The sequence below is a fragment of the Streptomyces sp. NPDC037301 genome, assembly GCF_055602785.1.
Genome location: NZ_JBVJWD010000040.1, coordinates 39176 through 55408, shown reverse-complemented (window position 1 = coordinate 55408; position 16233 = coordinate 39176). Strand labels below are relative to the sequence as shown.

Genomic DNA, 16233 nt, shown 5'->3' with positions numbered 1-16233 from the left:
GAGAATGTAACGGGTCTAGGCCAAGCTTGGGGCCCAGTTCACCCTCCCGTTGCCGTACCGATCCGTACGGGCCACCAGCCCCGAGGAGCGTAGCCGTCGTGAGAGTCATCGTCGTAGGAGCCGGCGTGGTGGGAACCATGCACGCCTGGCACGCAGTGAACCGCGGCCACGAGGTCGTACAGATCGAGCGCGAGAGCGAGGCACGCGGGGCATCGCTCCGCAATTTCGGACAGATATGGGTCAGCGGCCGGGCCGGTGGCGAGGAGCTGGAGACCGCACTTCGCGCCCGTGAGTTGTGGGAGGGCATCGGGGTCCGGGTCCCCGGCCTCGGTTTCCGGGGCTGCGGCTCGCTCACCCCGCTCCGCACCGAGCTGGAGACCGCCGTCGCAGAGGCGGCCGTGGCCCGCCCCGACGCGGCGGCCCGCGGCTACAAGCTGCTCACCGCCGGCGAGGCCCGCGCGATCAACCCCGCGCTGCGCGGCGGCTTCACCGCCGCCCTGTGGTGCGAGCGGGATGCGGCGGTCGAGCCGCGCACCGCCCAACTGGCGCTGAAGCAGGAGCTGTTGAAGTCCGGGCGGTATACGTACCTCGGTGGGCGTGAGGTCCGCGAGGTGAGGGGTACCGCCTCCGTCCGCGACGACCACGGCGATGTGCACAACGGTGACGCCGTGATCCTGGCCACCGGCGCCTGGCTCGGCGGACTCGTCCGCGAACTGGCCGGCCCCGATCTGCCGGTGCGTCGCGTACGCCTCCAGATGATGCAGACCGACCCGCTCGGTGAGCCGCTCACCACCTCCGTCGCCGACGCCGACAGCTTCCGCTACTACCCGGCGTACCGGAGCGAGGCGCTGGACACCCTCAACGCCCGGCAGGCACAGGAGCCGACCGCCGCCGAGCACAGGATGCAGCTCCTGATGGTGCAGCGCCGTGACGGCGGACTGACCATCGGCGACACCCACGAGTACGAGCACCCCTTCTCCTTCGACACCGTCGAGGAGCCGTACGAGCACCTCACCGGGGTCGTCGAATCCTTCCTCGGCCGCCCGCTGCCGAGGATCCGCCACCGCTGGGCCGGGGTTTACGCCCAGTGCACCGACGCCGGCCGGGTCGTCCACCGCCAGCAGGTGCGAGACGGCGTCTGGCTGGTCACCGGACCGGGCGGCCGCGGCATGACCTGCTCGCCCGCAATCGCCGAAACGACCGCCAACGAACTGGGCTGGTGAAGAAGTTGACCTCGCAGAACCCCCTCAACCTGATCGTGCTCGACATGGCCGGCACCACCGTCGCCGACGGCGGCCTCGTCGAGCAGGCCTTCTCCGCCGCGGCCCAGCGCCTCGGCGTGGAGCCCGGCTCCGCCGACCACGCCGGGAAGCTCGACTACGTACGCGCCACCATGGGCGAGTCCAAGATCTCCGTCTTCCGCCACCTCTTCGGTGACGAGGGCCGGGCCCAGCAGGCCAACACCGCCTTCGAGGAGGCGTACGGGGAGCTGGTCGACGGCGGCCTCATCGCCCCGGTCCCCGGCGCCCGCGAGGCGATCGAGGAGCTGAAGGCAGCCGGCCGCACGGTGGTCCTCACCACCGGGTTCGCGCGCGTCACCCAGGACGCGATCCTCGCCGCACTCGGCTGGCAGGACCTGGCCGACCTGACCCTGTGCCCCGCCGACGCGGGCGGGCGCGGGCGCCCCCACCCGGACATGGTCCTCGCCGCCTTCCTGCGCACCGGTGCGGTGGACGGCGTCCAGCAGACCGTGGTCGCCGGGGACACCTCGTACGACATGCTCAGCGGCATCCGCTCCGGGGCCGGGATCGTCGCGGGCGTGCTGACCGGCGCACACGACAAGGACCAGCTGACCCGCAACGGGGCCACCCACGTCCTGCGTTCGGTCGCCGAGCTGCCGGACCTCGTCGCCCGGGCGGAAGTATGACCGGCGGGGCCACCGGCGGGATCCGTTTCGATCAGGTCAGCGTCGCCTACGGCGGGAACACCGTCCTCGACCGGCTCGATCTGACCGTCGAACCCGGCGAGGTCATGGCGCTGCTCGGGCCCTCCGGGTCCGGCAAGACCACCGCCCTGCGCGCCGTCGCCGGATTCGTGCAGCCCGCCTCGGGGCGGGTGTACCTCGGCGACCGTGATGTCACCGGGCTGCCGCCCCACAAGCGCGGCATCGGCATGGTCGTCCAGCAGTACGCCCTCTTCCCGCACATGCGGGTCCAGGACAACGTCGCCTTCGGACTCAAGGCCCGCAAGACGGCGAAGGCGGAGATCCCCGAGCGGGTCGCCGAGGCCCTCGAACTCGTCGGCATGGCCGCCTACGCCGGGCGCTACCCGCGCGAACTCTCCGGCGGCCAGCAGCAGCGCGTCGCCATCGCCCGCGCGCTCGCCATCCGCCCCGGCGTGCTCCTGCTCGACGAACCGCTCTCCGCGCTCGACGCCCAGCTGCGCTCCGGAATGCTCGCCGAACTGGCGCGACTGCACCGGGAGTTGCCGGACGTCTCCATCCTGTACGTCACCCACGACCAGGTCGAGGCGCTCACCCTCGCCGACCGGATCGCGGTCATGGACAAGGCGCGGCTGCAGGACTGCGGCACCCCGCAGGAGCTGTACCGCCGTCCGCGTACGGAGTTCACCGCGTCGTTCGTCGGCAACGCGAATCTGCTGCCGGTCACCGTCGCCGACGGCGCCGGCACCGTCGACTTCGCGGGGCGCGCGCTCGACGTACCGACCGGCGAAGCGGCCGGCGGTGCCACCGCCACGCTGTGCGTCCGACCCCATCTGGTCGGGCTCGGCGACGGGCCCAACGCGCTGAGCGGCACGATCGCCGAGGTGCAGTGGCGGGGCTCCACCCACCGGCTGTACGTCGACGTCGACGGGCACCGGGTCAAGGCGGACCTCCGCGAGCTGCGTGAGACGCCGGCGCTCGGAGACGCGGTGACGCTGCACTTTGCCGCGGAGGACGCGGTGCTGCTGCCTGCGGGCACAGCACCGGGAGCCGGGGGAGGGGCGCATGCCTAGCGCGCCGACCGCGGACATCCGCCCGGGACCGTCCGGCAGCCGGTCCGTCCTCAGGCTCCGGACGGGCTCGATCGACGGCCCACGCAAGCCGGTCGAGGGCCCGGACCGGGGTGCGGGCGACCGCCGGATCCCCCGCTTCGTCTGGGCGCTGCCGCCCGTCGCCGTCCTCGCACTCGTCTTCCTCTATCCGCTGGCCCTCGTCGTTCAGCAGTCCGTCAGCCCGGACGAGGGCGGCACCTCGCTCGCCCCGTACGGTGACGTCTTCGCCTCCGAGTCGTTCCGCTCCGCGCTGACGACCACCGTGTGGCTGGCGGTCGGTTCGACGATCGGATGTCTGGTGCTGGGCTTCGTCCTGGCCATGGTCATCGCGTTCGTGCCGTTCCCCGGCGGCAGGGCGGTCGCCAAGTTCATCGACGTCTTCCTCTCCTTCCCGTCGTTCCTGATCACGCTCGCCCTGCTGTTCATCTACGGCAATGCCGGCATGGCCAACGGCCTGTGGACGGACGTCACCGGGGCATCGAGCGGGCCCTTCGACTTCCTCACCACCCCCTGGGGCGTGCTGCTCGCCGAGGTCACGTACTTCACCCCGTTCGTGATGCGTCCGCTGCTCGCCGCGTTCTCGCAGCTCGACACCGCGCAACTGGAGGTGGCGTCCTCGCTGGGCGCCAAGCCTGCCCGGATCGTGCGGCAGGTGATCCTCCCCGAGGCGCTCCCCGCGCTCGCCGCGGGCGGCAGCCTCGTCCTCGTGATGTGTCTCAACGAGTTCGGCATCGTGCTGTTCACCGGTGCGAAAGGGGTCACGACCCTGCCGATGCTCGTCTACAGCAAGGCAATCCTGGAGGCCGACTACCCGGCCGCCTGTGTCGTCGCCGTCGTCAACATCGCGATCTCCGTGGGTCTCTACAGCCTGTACCGGACGGTGAGCCGCCGTGTTGGTGCATAGCCGTACGGGGAAGTGGGCCGTCTGGGCCGTGTTCTTCGTGCTCTTCGTCCCGCTGTTCGCGGTGCCGCTGCTGGTCATCCTCGCCGCATCGTTCACCACCAACTGGTCCGGCGCCTTCCCCTCGGGCCCGACCACCGAGCACTACGCGGCCGCGACCGGCGGCGACTCCCTCCAGGCCCTGACCACCAGCCTGATCACCGCCGTCAGTGCCAGTCTGCTCGCCGTCACCGTCGGTTCCTGGGCCGCGCTCGCCGCCGCCTCGCTGCGCAGGCGCGGCAGGAGGTTCCTCGACGCGCTGTTCATGCTGCCGGTCGCCGTGCCGTCGGTCGTCGTCGGCCTCGCCGTGCTCGTCGCGTTCAGCAAGCCGCCGGTGCTGCTGAACGGGACGCGCTGGATCGTGATCCTGGCGCACACGATTCTTGTCACGGCGTTCGCCTATTCGTCGGTTTCGGCGGCAATAGTGCATCTCGACCCGATGTACGAACAGGCGGCGGCCAGTCTCGGCGCCCGGCCCTCGTACGTCCTGTGGCGTATCAAGCTGCCGCTCCTGCTGCCGTCCCTCACGGCGGCCGCAGGGCTCTGCTTCGCGCTGTCCATGGGTGAGTTGAGCGCCACGATGATGCTCTACCCGCCGGACTGGACACCGCTCCCGGTGCAGATCTTCGCGGCCACCGACCGTGGCTCGCTGTTCACCGGAGCGGCCGTCGCCGTGGTCCTGATGGGAACGACGCTGCTCGTGCTGCTCGGCGTCGCCCGAATCCGCACCAGGGCCTCGTACCGCTGATCCGTCGATCCGTGGATCGGCCGATACCCCCCCCGTACTGACTCCGGCCGGCTTCCGGCCGACATCCAGGAGATACGACTGCCATGCGCAAGAACCACCTCAAGCCCATAGCCGCCGTCACCGGCTGCCTCGCCCTCGCCGCCACCCTCTCCGCCTGCGGCGGCTCCTCGGCCGCCTCCGACGAGAAGGTCGTCACCGTCTACAGCGCAGACGGCCTCAAGGGCGAGAACGGCGACGGCTGGTACGACAAGGTCTTCAAGGACTTCGAGAAGAAGACCGGCATCAAGGTCAAGTACGTGGAGGGCGGCTCCGGCGAGATGGTGCAGCGCGCCGTCCGCGAGAAGTCCAACACCCAGGCCGATGTGCTGGTCACCCTGCCGCCGTTCATCCAGCAGGCCGACAGCAAGGGCCTCCTGACGGCGTACGCACCGGCCGGCTCCGACCAGGTCGACGGCGCCGACAAGGCGTCCGACTCCAAGTGGACCTCCGTCGTCAACAACTACTTCGGCTTCGTCTACAACAAGAAGGAGCTGAAGTCGGCACCCACCACCTGGGAGGAACTGCTCGACGGAAAGTTCAAGAACAAGATCCAGTACTCCACCCCCGGAGTCGCCGGTGACGGCACGGCCGTACTGATCAAGGCCATGCACGACTTCGGCGGCAAGGAGCCGGCGATGGAGTACCTGAAGAAGCTCCAGGCGAACAACGTCGGCCCGTCCGCCTCCACCGGCAAGCTCGCCCCCAAGGTCGACAAGGGTGAACTGCTCGCCGCCAACGGCGACGTCCAGATGAACTACGCACAGTCCAAGGACATGCCGAACCTCGGCATCTGGTTCCCCGCGAAGGGGGGCGGCAAGCCCACCACCTTCGCTCTGCCGTACGCGGCCGGCCTGGTCGACAAGGCCCCGCACAGCGCCAACGGCAAGAAGCTCCTCGACTTCATGCTCTCCGAGCAGGCCCAGAAGGACGTCAGCGCGGTCGGCGGCGGCTTCTCGGCCCGCAAGGACGTCGAGGCCACCGACGCCAACGCCATCGAGCTCGCCGAGCTGATGGACGGCGTGGAGATATTCCAGCCCGACTGGTCGGACATCGGCACCAACCTGGACACGTACGTCGAGGCCTGGAAGTCGGCCACCGGCAGCTGACCGCAGGCCGGCGATTCACCTTGAGGAAAAGGGACTTCGGCGGATTGTCGCGCAAAGGTAACGGGTCTGGACCACCCCGGACGCGGTGCCGCCGGCGTCCCCGCACACGGCGTACGGCAGGAGTCCCACATGGCAGAGCGCAAGCCGATCTCATCCTGGCTCACCGACATGGACGGAGTCCTGATCCACGAGCGGACGCCGATCCCCGGGGCGGATGCCTTCATCAAGCGGTTGCGGGACTCGGGGCCGCATGGTCTTCGGAGCCTGGCGCACACAAAGGATGTAAGGCCCTGAGGTGCGGAAACGCCGTTCCCAGGGCCCTGAACGTCTTATTTTGGCTGCCTGGCACTCCGCGGCGGGGCGGAGTGCCGGACCACCACTCAGACGAGGTCGACGAGGTCCGCGATCGAGTCCACGACCTTCGTCGGCCGGTACGGGTAGCGCTCGATGTCGGCCTTGGCCGTCAGCCCGGTGAGCACCAGGAAGGTGTCCATCCCGGCTTCCAGCCCGGCCAACACATCCGTGTCCATCCGGTCACCGATCATGGCGCTGCTCTCGGAGTGCGCACCAATCGTGTTCAGCGCACTGCGCATCATCAGCGGGTTGGGCTTGCCGACGAAGTACGGCTCCTTGCCGGTCGCCTTCGTGATCAACGCGGCAACGGAACCAGTTGCAGGCAACGCCCCCTCGGGCGAGGGCCCGGTGTTGTCGGGGTTGGTGGCGATGAAGCGGGCACCGTTGTTTATCAACCGGATGGCCTTCGTCAGGGCCTCGAACGAGTAAGTCCGAGTCTCACCCAGGATCACGAAATCGGGCTCGGCGTCGGTCAGCACGTACCCGGCCTCATGCAAGGCGGTGGTGAGCCCGGCCTCTCCGATGACGTAAGCCGTGCCGCCGGGGTGCTGGCTGTCCAAGAACTTGGCGGTGGCCAGGGCCGAGGTCCAGATGTTCTCAATCGGTACGTCGAGGCCGATCCGGCTGAGCCGTACATGCAGGTCTCGCGCCGTGTAGATCGAGTTGTTCGTCAGAACGAGGAATGGCTTGCCCGAATCCCGGAGCTTCTTGATGAAGGCATCCGCGCCAGGGATCGGCACGCCTTCGTGCATCAGCACCCCGTCCATGTCGGTGAGCCACGAATCGATGGGCTTGTGATCTGTCATGGGTGCGGCTCCTGCCATACGAGGACTCACGGGATGACCATGCTATTCACTCGTCGCACTCAGGGCCTGAACGTCTCGCAGCCCGGACCGGTCGCCGGGCGGTCTTGTTGTACACGGGCTACTTCCACACGATCTCAAGGAGTTCCGGGCGGAACACTCCGCGCTGTGCGCCGCCCTTACCTGCTCCGCTGATCACCACAGATTCGATACTCCTCATGATCTCCTGCCGCTTCATGTCCACGGTGTAGCCCTCCCATTCGCGGACGATGCGACCGGCCGCGGAGCCTGCTCGGGCGGGAGTCCCCGAAAGCGCCGAGGCCTTTTCCTTCGTGTCCCGCTCCTTGTCCTCCAGGCGGCGGATCTCGCGGGCGAACTCGCCGAGAGAGAGCAGGTCGTCAGCCCGAAGCTGTCGAGCCTCGGCTTTGTCCGCCTCGATCTGCTCCAATGTCTTCTTGGCCTTGACCAACTCGGGGTCTTCCTCTTCAGCGGGCTGCACATTGCGAGCCTGCTTCTTGAGGTTGCCGAGAAGGACCTTCTCTACGTAGTCATCGACGGGGGGACCGCTGCGGGACAGCTTTCCGCACCCGCCGCTCGCCTTCTTGCACAGGTAGTAGTACCCGTACTTCTCGTAGCTGGGAGTGCCCTTCGCGTACATGGCGGATTGCAGGCCGGTTCCGCACTTCGCGCAGCGGGCGATGCCAGTGAGCAGCCGCTTCGTGACCGTGGTCCCAGTCTTGCGGCCCCTGCCGGTGTTCTTCCGGGCGTCCAGTGCATCGATCAGTTCCCGCCACTCCGCAGGCGTGAAGATCGTCTCCCACTGCCCGATGACCGGTGTGCCGTCCGTGCGCTCAACCAGGTATTCGGTGGGGTCCACGCGGCCGGACCTCTCGCGAACTTCCTGCGGGATGTAGGCGCGGTACCCGCACAGGCGAGGGTTCCTCAGCACGTACTTCACGCTGGTGTACCCGATCGTCTTGCCGGGGGGAGTCTGGGGGCCGCGCACACCCAGTTCCGTCCACTCTTCATGGAGAGTGGCGATCGTCTTGCCCTTGACCACGTCCCTGCGGGCCTTCCGAAGAAGCTCGGCTTCCCACTCGTCGACGTGCTCTACGTCCTTCCAGCCGAAAGCCCGCTGCCCTTTGTGCGGCTTCCCGTCCGTGGCCTCGGCCAGCTTCTGCCGGGCGACTCGGCGGGCGGCATCCGCGGAGAACTTGTTGGCGATGGTCACGTAGATGCGGGCCTGGAAACGCCCGTCTCCGGTCGTCAGGTCATAGTCACCTGCGGTGGTACCGAAGACCATGGGCCGACGAGCCTGCTCGTAGATGTCGATGAGACGTTCAAGGTCGCGCGGCTGGCGGGCGATGCGGTCGATGTTGTAGGCCAGGATGCCGCTGATCACACCGTTCTGAAGGTCGAGGACCATCTCCTCGAAGTCCTTGCGCTTCACGCGGCGCTTGTAGGCGGAGGTGTCGTTGTCCTCGTAGACGCGGTGCACGTTGACGCGCTTGAGCTGAGCCAAGTCGTACACGTCTTCGCGCTGGCGGACGACTCCCTCTCGGCCGTCGCGCCCGTCACCTATCTGCCCGATGTCCGAGATTCGGGCGTATCCACCTACTGCGAGCATGTCTGTCCCCGCCAGCGCTGCCATCAAGATTGGGCCAAAGTATACGTTTGATGTGTGCGTGGTGAGGTTCGTACATACAGCTTCGAAGATTGATGTGCTGGCCACTGGAGGCGGGGATGCAGACGTTCCTGGTCCTCACCGGTCTCACCACAATGGCCGACATCGACAAGTACCCCTTCCGGCCGTCCAGGGTCGTCGATTCCATCGCCGATCTGGTCGACCTCGTCGACGTGAGCTGAGCCCGGCGGGGCACTGGCCCGAGGGGGGAGGGGGGAGCGTTCCGAGCGGGCCTTGCCCGCCCGCCCCTCCCGTGCCCCTGCGGATGCGAAAAGCCGGAGCAGGCGTGAACCTTCCCTAAGGAGGTTCACGATGCGTTCGATACCCCTCACGTTCTGTGCCGTCGCGGCCGTCGCGGCGACCCTGGTGCCGGCTTCCGCCGCACTGGCCGAATCCGGGTCCGACCAGACGGGCTCGGACTCCCGCACCACACTCTCGGTGACCCCGCCCTCCGCCGCCCCGGGCGGCGACGTGGCCCTCAGGCTGGACGCCTGCGGGGGCAAGGAGGCCAGGGGCACTTCCGATGCCTTCGTCTCGGAGGCGCGCTTCTCGCCCGCCGCGGACGGGGGCCTTTTCGCGCAGGCCCGGATCAGCTCGGGCGCCTCCCCGGGCGACCACGACATCCAGATCGTCTGTACGGACGACAAAGGCACCAAGGCATCCGGCAGGGTCACCGTCATCGACCGCGACCAGGCCACGCCCCTCGCCCCGGTCAGCGCGGGAGGCGGCGGCACCGCCGTCCTCACCGACAAGGAAGCCCATCAGGACGGCCCCGGCGCCGTGCATGTGGTGATCGGTCTGGCCCTGGCCGCCGTCGCGGCCGCCGCCGTCGGGTTCCGCAGCGTGCGCCGTCGCCGCCCGGCCGAGGACTGACGTGTCCGCCCCCGACCGCCCCGAGGGTCGCGGCCGGCTGCTCACCGGAGTGGCCTGGGCCGTCCTGCTGATGGGCCTGTGGCTCTGGGGCCGCGACATCGCCGACGGCTCCGGCGCCAGCTCCGCCCCGACCACCGGCGACATCGCCGCGGTCGGGCGACCGCTCGGCGTCCCGCTGCCCCCGCCGCACGACCCGATCGAGGGCGCCGCGCCGGAGCGGGTCGAGGTCCCGTCGATAGGGATCAAGGCGCCCGTGGTCGCCCGCGGCCTGGACAAGGACGGGGCGATCGAACCACCGCCGTTCGACACGCCCCATACCGTCGGCTGGTACGGCAACGGCACCGAGCCCGGCGCGAAAGGCCCCGCCCTCTTCGTCGGCCATGTCGACACCGAGACCCAGCCGGCTGTCTTCTACGGGCTCAGCGCGGCCCGCCCCGGCGCCAAGGTCGAGGTGACCCGCGCGGACGGCAGGGTCGCCGAATTCACCATCGACGACGTCCAGGTCTTCACCCGGGAACGCTTCAACGCCGACAAGGCGTACGGCCCCCGCAAGAACGGCCGCGCGGAACTCCGCCTGATCACCTGCGGCGGCACCTATGACCGGGCGGCACGCTCGTACGACGCGAATGTGGTCGTCTCGGCCTACCTGACCGGCGAGAAGTCCGCGGGGAGCGGCAGCGACTGACGACGCCGGTATCCGGCCCGGCCGGCAGCCCTCTTCCCCCGGGGCGCCGGCCGGGCCGGTCCTCGACCGCGGCGGGCGGGTGCGGGAGTAGCCGACGCCGACACGGGAGGCCAGGGGGGGACCGTGCCCGACACTCTAGGGCGGCGAACCGCCTTGGCCCAGAGCTTTTCTGACGCACCGTCGATAATCGGTCACTCTCGGCTTCCGGGCGAACGGACAGAAGCCCTGTGCCAGGATGAAGGGGACGCGGCAGTGCACCGCCGTCGCACCCGAGGGGGAGTGGATGTACGGCAGTTGCAACGGCCGGTCGGGCATGGTGCGGGCGGGTGCGGTGGCCGTGGTCGGGGCTGTTCTGCTGCTCGCGGGATGCTCATCCTTGTCCGGCTCGTCCCCCGGCTCCGGCGGCGCGGGTTCGTCCGGCTCGTCCCCCGGCTCCGGCGGCGCGGGTTCGTCCGGCTCGTCCCACGGCTCCGGCGGCGCGGGGAAGAATGCCGGTGCCATCGGTCAGCGTCCCCGGGGCAGCGACCCGTACTGGGTCAACCCGGACGGGAACGCGGCCAGGCAGGTCGCCGCGTACACGAAGGACGGCGACGGGGAGAACGCCGGTCTGATCGAGAAGATCGCGCGGCAGCCCGTCGGCGAGTGGATCGGCCCGGACGATCCGGAGGCCGAGGCGAAGGGCTTCACGGAGGCGGCCGAGAAGGCCGACCGGGAAGCGCTGCTGGTCCTCTACAACATCCCGCACCGCGACTGCGGCCAGTTCTCCAAGGGCGGCGCCGCCGACGGCAATGCGTACCGGGCCTGGCTGGAGGGCGTCGCCAAGGGCATCGGTGACCGGCGCGCCACGGTGATCCTGGAGCCGGACGCGCTGCTGCACATGGTCGACGGGTGCACACCGCAGGAGTTTCACGAGGAGCGGTACGACCTGCTGAAGGGGGCCGTCGATCGGCTCAAGCGGCAGCCGGACACTCGCGTCTACATGGACGCCGGCAACGCCGGCTGGCGCACCCCCGACGCACTCTTCCAGCCGCTCCGGCGGGCGGGCGTCGAAGCGGCCGACGGATTCGCCGTCAACGTCTCCAACTTCCAGACCACGGCGGCCAGTACGGACTTCGGTAAGCGGCTCTCGGCGAAGATCGGCGACAAGCCGTTCGTCATCGACACCAGCCGCAACGGCAACGGCCCGTACAGCGGGGGCGCACCCGAGGAGAACTGGTGCAACCCGCCCGGCCGCGCGCTCGGCGAGACGCCGACGACCGACACGGGTGACGAACTGGTCGACGCATACCTCTGGGTCAAGCGGCCCGGTGAGTCCGACGGTGACTGCAAGGGCGGCCCGAAGGCGGGCGATTGGTGGCCCGAGTACGCGCTGGGGCTGGCCCGGGCGACGAAATAGGGTACGGGGCGCCCGGAATCACCGGACGCCCGCCCGGGGACCCGCACCTACGGCACCTCGACCCACATCCCCTCGGACGGCGTCCCCCTGTCGTCCGTCACGAACAGCATGTACCACCCCGACGGCACCAACGCCCGGCTCCCCGGCACCGTCACCGTGATCCCGCCCGCCGTCCTCTTCAGGCCCAGTGCCACCGACCGCTGGTCGGTGTCCGTGACATGGGTGACCGCACTCGGCCGTATCAGCTTCGCCGAGGTGATCGTCGCCCCGTGCGCTGTCGTGAACCTGCCCGTACCGCCGCGTCGGATGCTCTTCGGCCCGGCCGTCAGCTCCGGGCGCGAGCCGCGGTACAGATACGGCGGCGTGTAGATCTCGATGCGCTGCTCGAAGACGCCCGGCCGGGTGTTCGCCCGGTCCGCGTAGAGCGAGTCCGAGCCGAAGACCATGACCCGGCCGTCGGGGAGGAGTACGGACCCCGAGTGGTAGTTGCGGCCCACCGACGGGTCGGCGACCCGCTTGTACGTGTCCGTCCTCGGGTCGTACAGCCGGGCCTGCAGCACATTGGACCCGCCGCGCCCGCGGTAGTCGTTGGAGCCGCCGGTGACCAGCAGCGAGTCGTCGGGGAGGAGGGAGGCGCTCGGATAACGGGTGCCTTTCTCCAGCGAGGCGCCGTCCCGGAACCTCGGGGCGGGGTCCTTCAGGTCGACCAGACGTGACTTCGCGCTTGACCTGTCGGACTCGCCGACCCCGCCACCGCCGATGACCATGAACTTCTCGTCCTGGGCCGGGGGCAGCCGTACCGTCGCCGACGTCTCCATCTCGTCGGCGTCGCTCAGGCCGGGGATCTTCCTGAAACTGTTCGTCGCCAGGTCCCAGATGCCGGGCTCGCGGCCGACACCGGCGGGGCCGTATCCGGCGTTCGAACCGGAGTAGAAGAGCTTTCCGTCGTTCAGCAGGAAGACCGCGGGGTACGTGGGGAACCTCCGGACGATGCCGGTGTACCGCCACTTCCTGGTCTTCGGGTCGTAGATCTCGTCCTTGCCGGGGACGATCTGCCCGATCTCGTCCAGCCCGGAAAGGGCGAGGACCCTGCCGTCCCGGAGAGTGGTCAGCGTCGGGTACCAGCGCGCCTCGTTCATCGGGTCGACGGTGATGTACTTCTCCGCCACGGGGTCGAACTCGAAGGCTTCCCGGATGCCCTGGAAGTCCTTCTTGTCGAGGGCGAGCTTCTGCGCGATTCCGTATACGTTCCGCGCGTCGGAGCCGGTCAGGCCCGCGATCCGGTAGTTGTCCTCGGTGCCCGTCCCGTACTCCTCACCGGATTTCTGTGCCTCGACATAGATCCGGCCGAGGCCGGCGTCGTTGCGCAGGAACGCACCGGTCCTCCTGTCGAAGACCTTGGTGGCCCTCTCGACCAGCACAGGGTCCTTGGAGACGAACGTCCTGCCGTTGGCACTGCCCGTGAACCGGGTGCCCGCGGGCAGGGTGACCGGCTTGTCCGGGTCCTCGTTGTGGACGATCATCAGGCCGCCGGCCTTGGTGACATCGCCCTTGAGCTTCTCGTAACGCCTGGTGCCGCCGGCTATGAGCAGCTTGCCGTCGGGCAGCTGGGTGTGACCCGAGCAGAACATGTCCTTGGGCGTGGGTATGTTCTTGAACTCATCGGTCTTCGGGTCCCACAGCACCGACCGGAAACTCTTCGCGTCGAAGTTCTTTTGGTTGTTGCCGGAGCCCGCGACGAGCAGCACCTTGCCGGTGTGCAGCAGTGCCGCGTGGATCGTATTGATCCGGTACCCGGGAGGGATGTCCAGGAAGTCCCAGTGGCCGTTCGCGGCCTTGTAGTCCGGCTTGTTGATCTTGTACTCGTGGTAGCGCTCGCTGCTGAAGCGGTACACCCACGGCCCGTTCGCTCCCGAGAGTGCCAGAACCACCGCCGTACTGATCGCCATGCGGCGGGTACGGAGGCTCGGACGGTAATTCATCGTTCACGTCCCCCAGGAGCGGTCTGCATGGTCTGTTCGTCGTCGGCCCGCTCGGGATCGGCCTGCATGTGCGCCGGCTGCGGGGGTGGGGTGGTGCGGCGCTTCCGCTTCTCCGTGCGGACGGTGTACTGCCAGCCGAGGATCGGTGCCGCGGTGATCAGCAGCGCCATGGCGGCCCAGGTGAGCATCGCCGGATGGCTGTGTCCGAGTACGAAGGAGGCGGCGATGGAGCCGCCGAAGACCAGGATGAAGAAGAGGTGGATCCGGAAGGTGCCGAAGAGGGTGTCCGGGCTGGACGAGTCGCCCTTGGGCGTCACCACGAACGAGCTCTTGCGGCGGAGCACGGCATCCAGCAGCGAGCGTGCGTAGACCGGGGCGGAGAGCGCGGACATCATCATGCCGGCCAGGCCGCCGGAGCCCTCGGGCTCGTGCGGTGAGACATTGTGCCGCCGGTTCCAGATGTACAGGCCGATCTGGAGCGCCGAGGCATTGCCGTACAGCATCATCCAGACCGTCGGGTCGATCTGCACACCCGAGGCGCCCATCCCCAGGAACAGTGCGCAACTCAGCGTCGCGAGGATCCAGTTCAGGGCGGACATCGGGTAGAAGATGATCATCATGGTGTAGTTGAAGAGCTTGCCCACGGGGAGCGAGAAGAAGCCCTTCCAGTACTGCTTGAGGATCGTCTCGTACGTCCCCCGCGACCAGCGAAGCTGCTGGGTGAAGAAGTCCGTCCACGCGGTCGGGCCCTCGCCGACGGCCAGCACGTCCGGGGTGTAGACCGAGCGCCACTTGCGGCCGGTCCGCGGATTGCGGGCGCGGTGCATCTCGAAGCCGGTCGCCATGTCCTCGGTGATCGAGTCGTACAGACCGCCGATCTGTCTGAGGGCCGAGATCCGCACCGCGTTGCTGGTGCCGACGAACATCGGGGCGCCGTAGCGGTTGCCCGCGCGCTGGATCAGTGCGTGGAAGAGGAACTGCTGGGACTCGGCGGCCTTGGTGACCAGCGTGTCGTAGTTGCCGTAGACCTGCGGGCCGATGACGAAGCCGACGTCCGGGTCGCGGAAGTAGCCGAGCGTCCGCTCCAGATAGTTGGGCAGGGGTACGTGATCGGTGTCGACGGACGCGAAGAAGTCGTACGCGCCGCCGTGCGCGTCGAGCCAGGCGTTGTAGTTGCCGTGCTTGGTCCTCGCGCGGTGCGCACCCTCGGCCCGGTTCCAGTGTGCGACGCCCTTGCGGGTGAAGTGGTGCACCCCGAGCCGGGCGCAGACCTCCTTCACGGCCGGGTCGTCGCCCTCGTCGAGCAGCCAGACGTGCACCGTCCCGCGGTGCCGGATGCGGACCGCGGCCTGAAGGGTCTTCGTCACCATCTCCAGGGGCTCCTTGCGCGGGACGAAGGAGGTGAGGAAGGCGACTCTGGTGCCGGTCTCCGGTACGACCGGGACCGGGTCGCGCGCGACCAGCGTCGCGTGCGCGTTCGACAGGACGTTCAGCGTGCGGAAGAGCTCGATCAGGCCGATCGAGACCAGCATCACGATGTCGAGGAACAGCAGCGTGTCGTTCTTGAGATTCGGGTCGCGCCGCGTCCAGTGATCCGGCTGCATGAGCCAGACGAACAGGCCGAGCGAGACGAGGGGCGCGGCGCCCAGCAGGAGCGCCGCGCGGATTCTGTGCGGCTCCTGCGAGAGCAGCGAGCGGTACTGCACCCGGTACGGTCTGCCCGGATCGGGACGGGTCAGTGGGCCGGCGAGCCGGCTGTAGTGCTCGTAGTCGTAACGCGGCAATGCGTTCTTCGGGTGCCGCTGTTGTTCCCCGGTCCTCGGCTGCGCCGGTATCCGGAGCTGAGTGGTCCGGGAAGGGTCGTCGTTCTGCTGCCGGGCGCCTGTCGGCGTCGACGTCATGGGTCATCCCCCTGCACGCGTGGTCAGTGCGTGACTGATCGGTCGTCTCGGCCACGGCGATTCCCCTCGGTCGCCGCGGACGACATCAATGGCGGGCGACCTTCCGCTCAGACACGGAACGGCGCCCTTCCGGCTGTCTGATGCCTCCCCGGCATCTGTCCCCGAGCGGGGCCCCCACCCCACGTAGCGGACAACCGGAACTTCCCCCTCTGCATCCCCCAACTGCACGGCGCATCAGCCTGGTTGGAGCTGACGGCCTCTAGACAGGTTGTCCGACCCAGGTCCCGATCGCAAGGGTGAAAAGGGTGGGTTACCAGTCATACGTGCGATTTGAGGAACCCTTGCGGAAGGGGTGCGCGGAGGCGTAAGCGAGGGCTCTTCGAGCCCCTGAGTGACGAGACGGTCACTGCGTGACAGCTGTGCGCCGCCCAAGGGTCCCGTGAAAGCGGCGACGCGGGGGCCCGGTTCATGAACGAACAAGACCCCCTCACGCGTAGTGAGGGGGTCTTGACTCTGCGTGCGCCGCCAGGGACTCGAACCCCGGACCCGCTGATTAAGAGTCAGCTGCTCTAACCAACTGAGCTAGCGGCGCCTGCTGACCTGGAGAACTCTACCTGAAGGTGAGGTGTGCTCCTGACCATTTCCCGTCCGTCACGGCCTGTCGGATG

General features: G+C 68.7%; 13 protein-coding genes, 1 tRNA gene and 2 pseudogenes. 11 read left to right on the top strand and 5 right to left on the bottom strand.

All coding sequences use genetic code 11. The features are described 5' to 3' along the window. Window positions 1-98 precede the first annotated feature (98 nt). The 7 genes and pseudogenes from ACZ7IB_RS37810 to ACZ7IB_RS37780 form a co-directional block, all read left to right on the top strand. On the top strand, window positions 99-1223 hold the full coding sequence (locus ACZ7IB_RS37810) for a TIGR03364 family FAD-dependent oxidoreductase (RefSeq protein WP_470918969.1): 1125 nt from the start codon (window positions 99-101) through the stop codon (window positions 1221-1223). After that, entirely contained in the window at window positions 1220-1927 is a 708-nt protein-coding gene (locus ACZ7IB_RS37805; RefSeq protein WP_470918967.1) for a phosphonatase-like hydrolase, read from the top strand. Before ACZ7IB_RS37810 ends, ACZ7IB_RS37805 begins: the two co-directional genes overlap by 4 nt. Next, window positions 1924-3015 carry an ABC transporter ATP-binding protein gene (locus tag ACZ7IB_RS37800; protein WP_470918965.1) on the top strand — a complete coding sequence of 364 codons (1092 nt, stop codon included), beginning with the start codon at window positions 1924-1926 and terminating at the stop codon, window positions 3013-3015. The genes ACZ7IB_RS37805 and ACZ7IB_RS37800 overlap by 4 nt, the downstream gene beginning before the upstream one ends. Then, window positions 3008-3958, top strand: coding sequence for a 2-aminoethylphosphonate ABC transporter permease subunit (locus ACZ7IB_RS37795; protein ID WP_470918963.1), 951 nt, complete (start codon window positions 3008-3010; stop codon window positions 3956-3958). Before ACZ7IB_RS37800 ends, ACZ7IB_RS37795 begins: the two co-directional genes overlap by 8 nt. Beyond that, window positions 3945-4742 carry an ABC transporter permease gene (locus ACZ7IB_RS37790; protein ID WP_470918962.1) on the top strand — a complete coding sequence of 266 codons (798 nt, stop codon included), beginning with the start codon at window positions 3945-3947 and terminating at the stop codon, window positions 4740-4742. The genes ACZ7IB_RS37795 and ACZ7IB_RS37790 overlap by 14 nt, the downstream gene beginning before the upstream one ends. Window positions 4743-4825: 83 nt before the next feature. Beyond that, the gene (locus ACZ7IB_RS37785; protein ID WP_470918960.1) at window positions 4826-5887 is read left to right on the top strand and encodes a 2-aminoethylphosphonate ABC transporter substrate-binding protein; all 1062 of its coding nucleotides are present in this window, start codon (window positions 4826-4828) and stop codon (window positions 5885-5887) included. 66 nt (window positions 5888-5953) lie between these two features. Further along, window positions 5954-6133: pseudogene (locus tag ACZ7IB_RS37780) on the top strand (TIGR01457 family HAD-type hydrolase); the annotation flags it as partial. Window positions 6134-6267: 134 nt separating this feature from the next. Here the strand turns inward: ACZ7IB_RS37780 and ACZ7IB_RS37775 are convergent. Then, on the bottom strand, window positions 6268-7047 hold the full coding sequence (locus tag ACZ7IB_RS37775) for an HAD-IIA family hydrolase (protein ID WP_401989508.1): 780 nt from the start codon (window positions 7045-7047) through the stop codon (window positions 6268-6270). Window positions 7048-7165: 118 nt separating this feature from the next. Further along, complete coding sequence (locus tag ACZ7IB_RS37770; protein ID WP_470918959.1) at window positions 7166-8671, bottom strand: recombinase family protein; 1506 nt, start codon at window positions 8669-8671, stop codon at window positions 7166-7168. Between the two features lie 104 nt (window positions 8672-8775). Between ACZ7IB_RS37770 and ACZ7IB_RS37765 the strand changes: the two are divergent. The 4 genes and pseudogenes from ACZ7IB_RS37765 to ACZ7IB_RS37750 form a co-directional block, all read left to right on the top strand. Further along, window positions 8776-8910, top strand: a pseudogene (locus ACZ7IB_RS37765) (HAD hydrolase-like protein); the annotation flags it as partial. Window positions 8911-9040: 130 nt separating this feature from the next. Continuing rightward, window positions 9041-9601, top strand: coding sequence for a hypothetical protein (locus ACZ7IB_RS37760; protein ID WP_470918958.1), 561 nt, complete (start codon window positions 9041-9043; stop codon window positions 9599-9601). Window position 9602: 1 nt separating this feature from the next. Beyond that, a complete protein-coding gene (locus ACZ7IB_RS37755) occupies window positions 9603-10286 on the top strand; it encodes a class F sortase (protein WP_470918956.1) in 684 nt (227 codons plus the stop codon). A gap of 283 nt (window positions 10287-10569) precedes the next feature. Next, complete coding sequence (locus tag ACZ7IB_RS37750; protein ID WP_470918995.1) at window positions 10570-11682, top strand: glycoside hydrolase family 6 protein; 1113 nt, start codon at window positions 10570-10572, stop codon at window positions 11680-11682. Between the two features lie 47 nt (window positions 11683-11729). Here the strand turns inward: ACZ7IB_RS37750 and glxA are convergent, their stop codons facing one another. From glxA to ACZ7IB_RS37735, 3 genes are all read right to left on the bottom strand, one after another. Further along, window positions 11730-13664, bottom strand: coding sequence for a radical copper oxidase GlxA (glxA, locus tag ACZ7IB_RS37745; RefSeq protein WP_470918955.1), 1935 nt, complete (start codon window positions 13662-13664; stop codon window positions 11730-11732). Beyond that, complete coding sequence (locus ACZ7IB_RS37740) at window positions 13661-15565, bottom strand: glycosyltransferase family 2 protein (protein WP_470918953.1); 1905 nt, start codon at window positions 15563-15565, stop codon at window positions 13661-13663. The genes glxA and ACZ7IB_RS37740 overlap by 4 nt, the downstream gene beginning before the upstream one ends. Before the next feature lie 518 nt (window positions 15566-16083). Continuing rightward, window positions 16084-16157: transfer RNA gene (locus ACZ7IB_RS37735), tRNA-Lys, on the bottom strand. Window positions 16158-16233 lie beyond the last annotated feature (76 nt).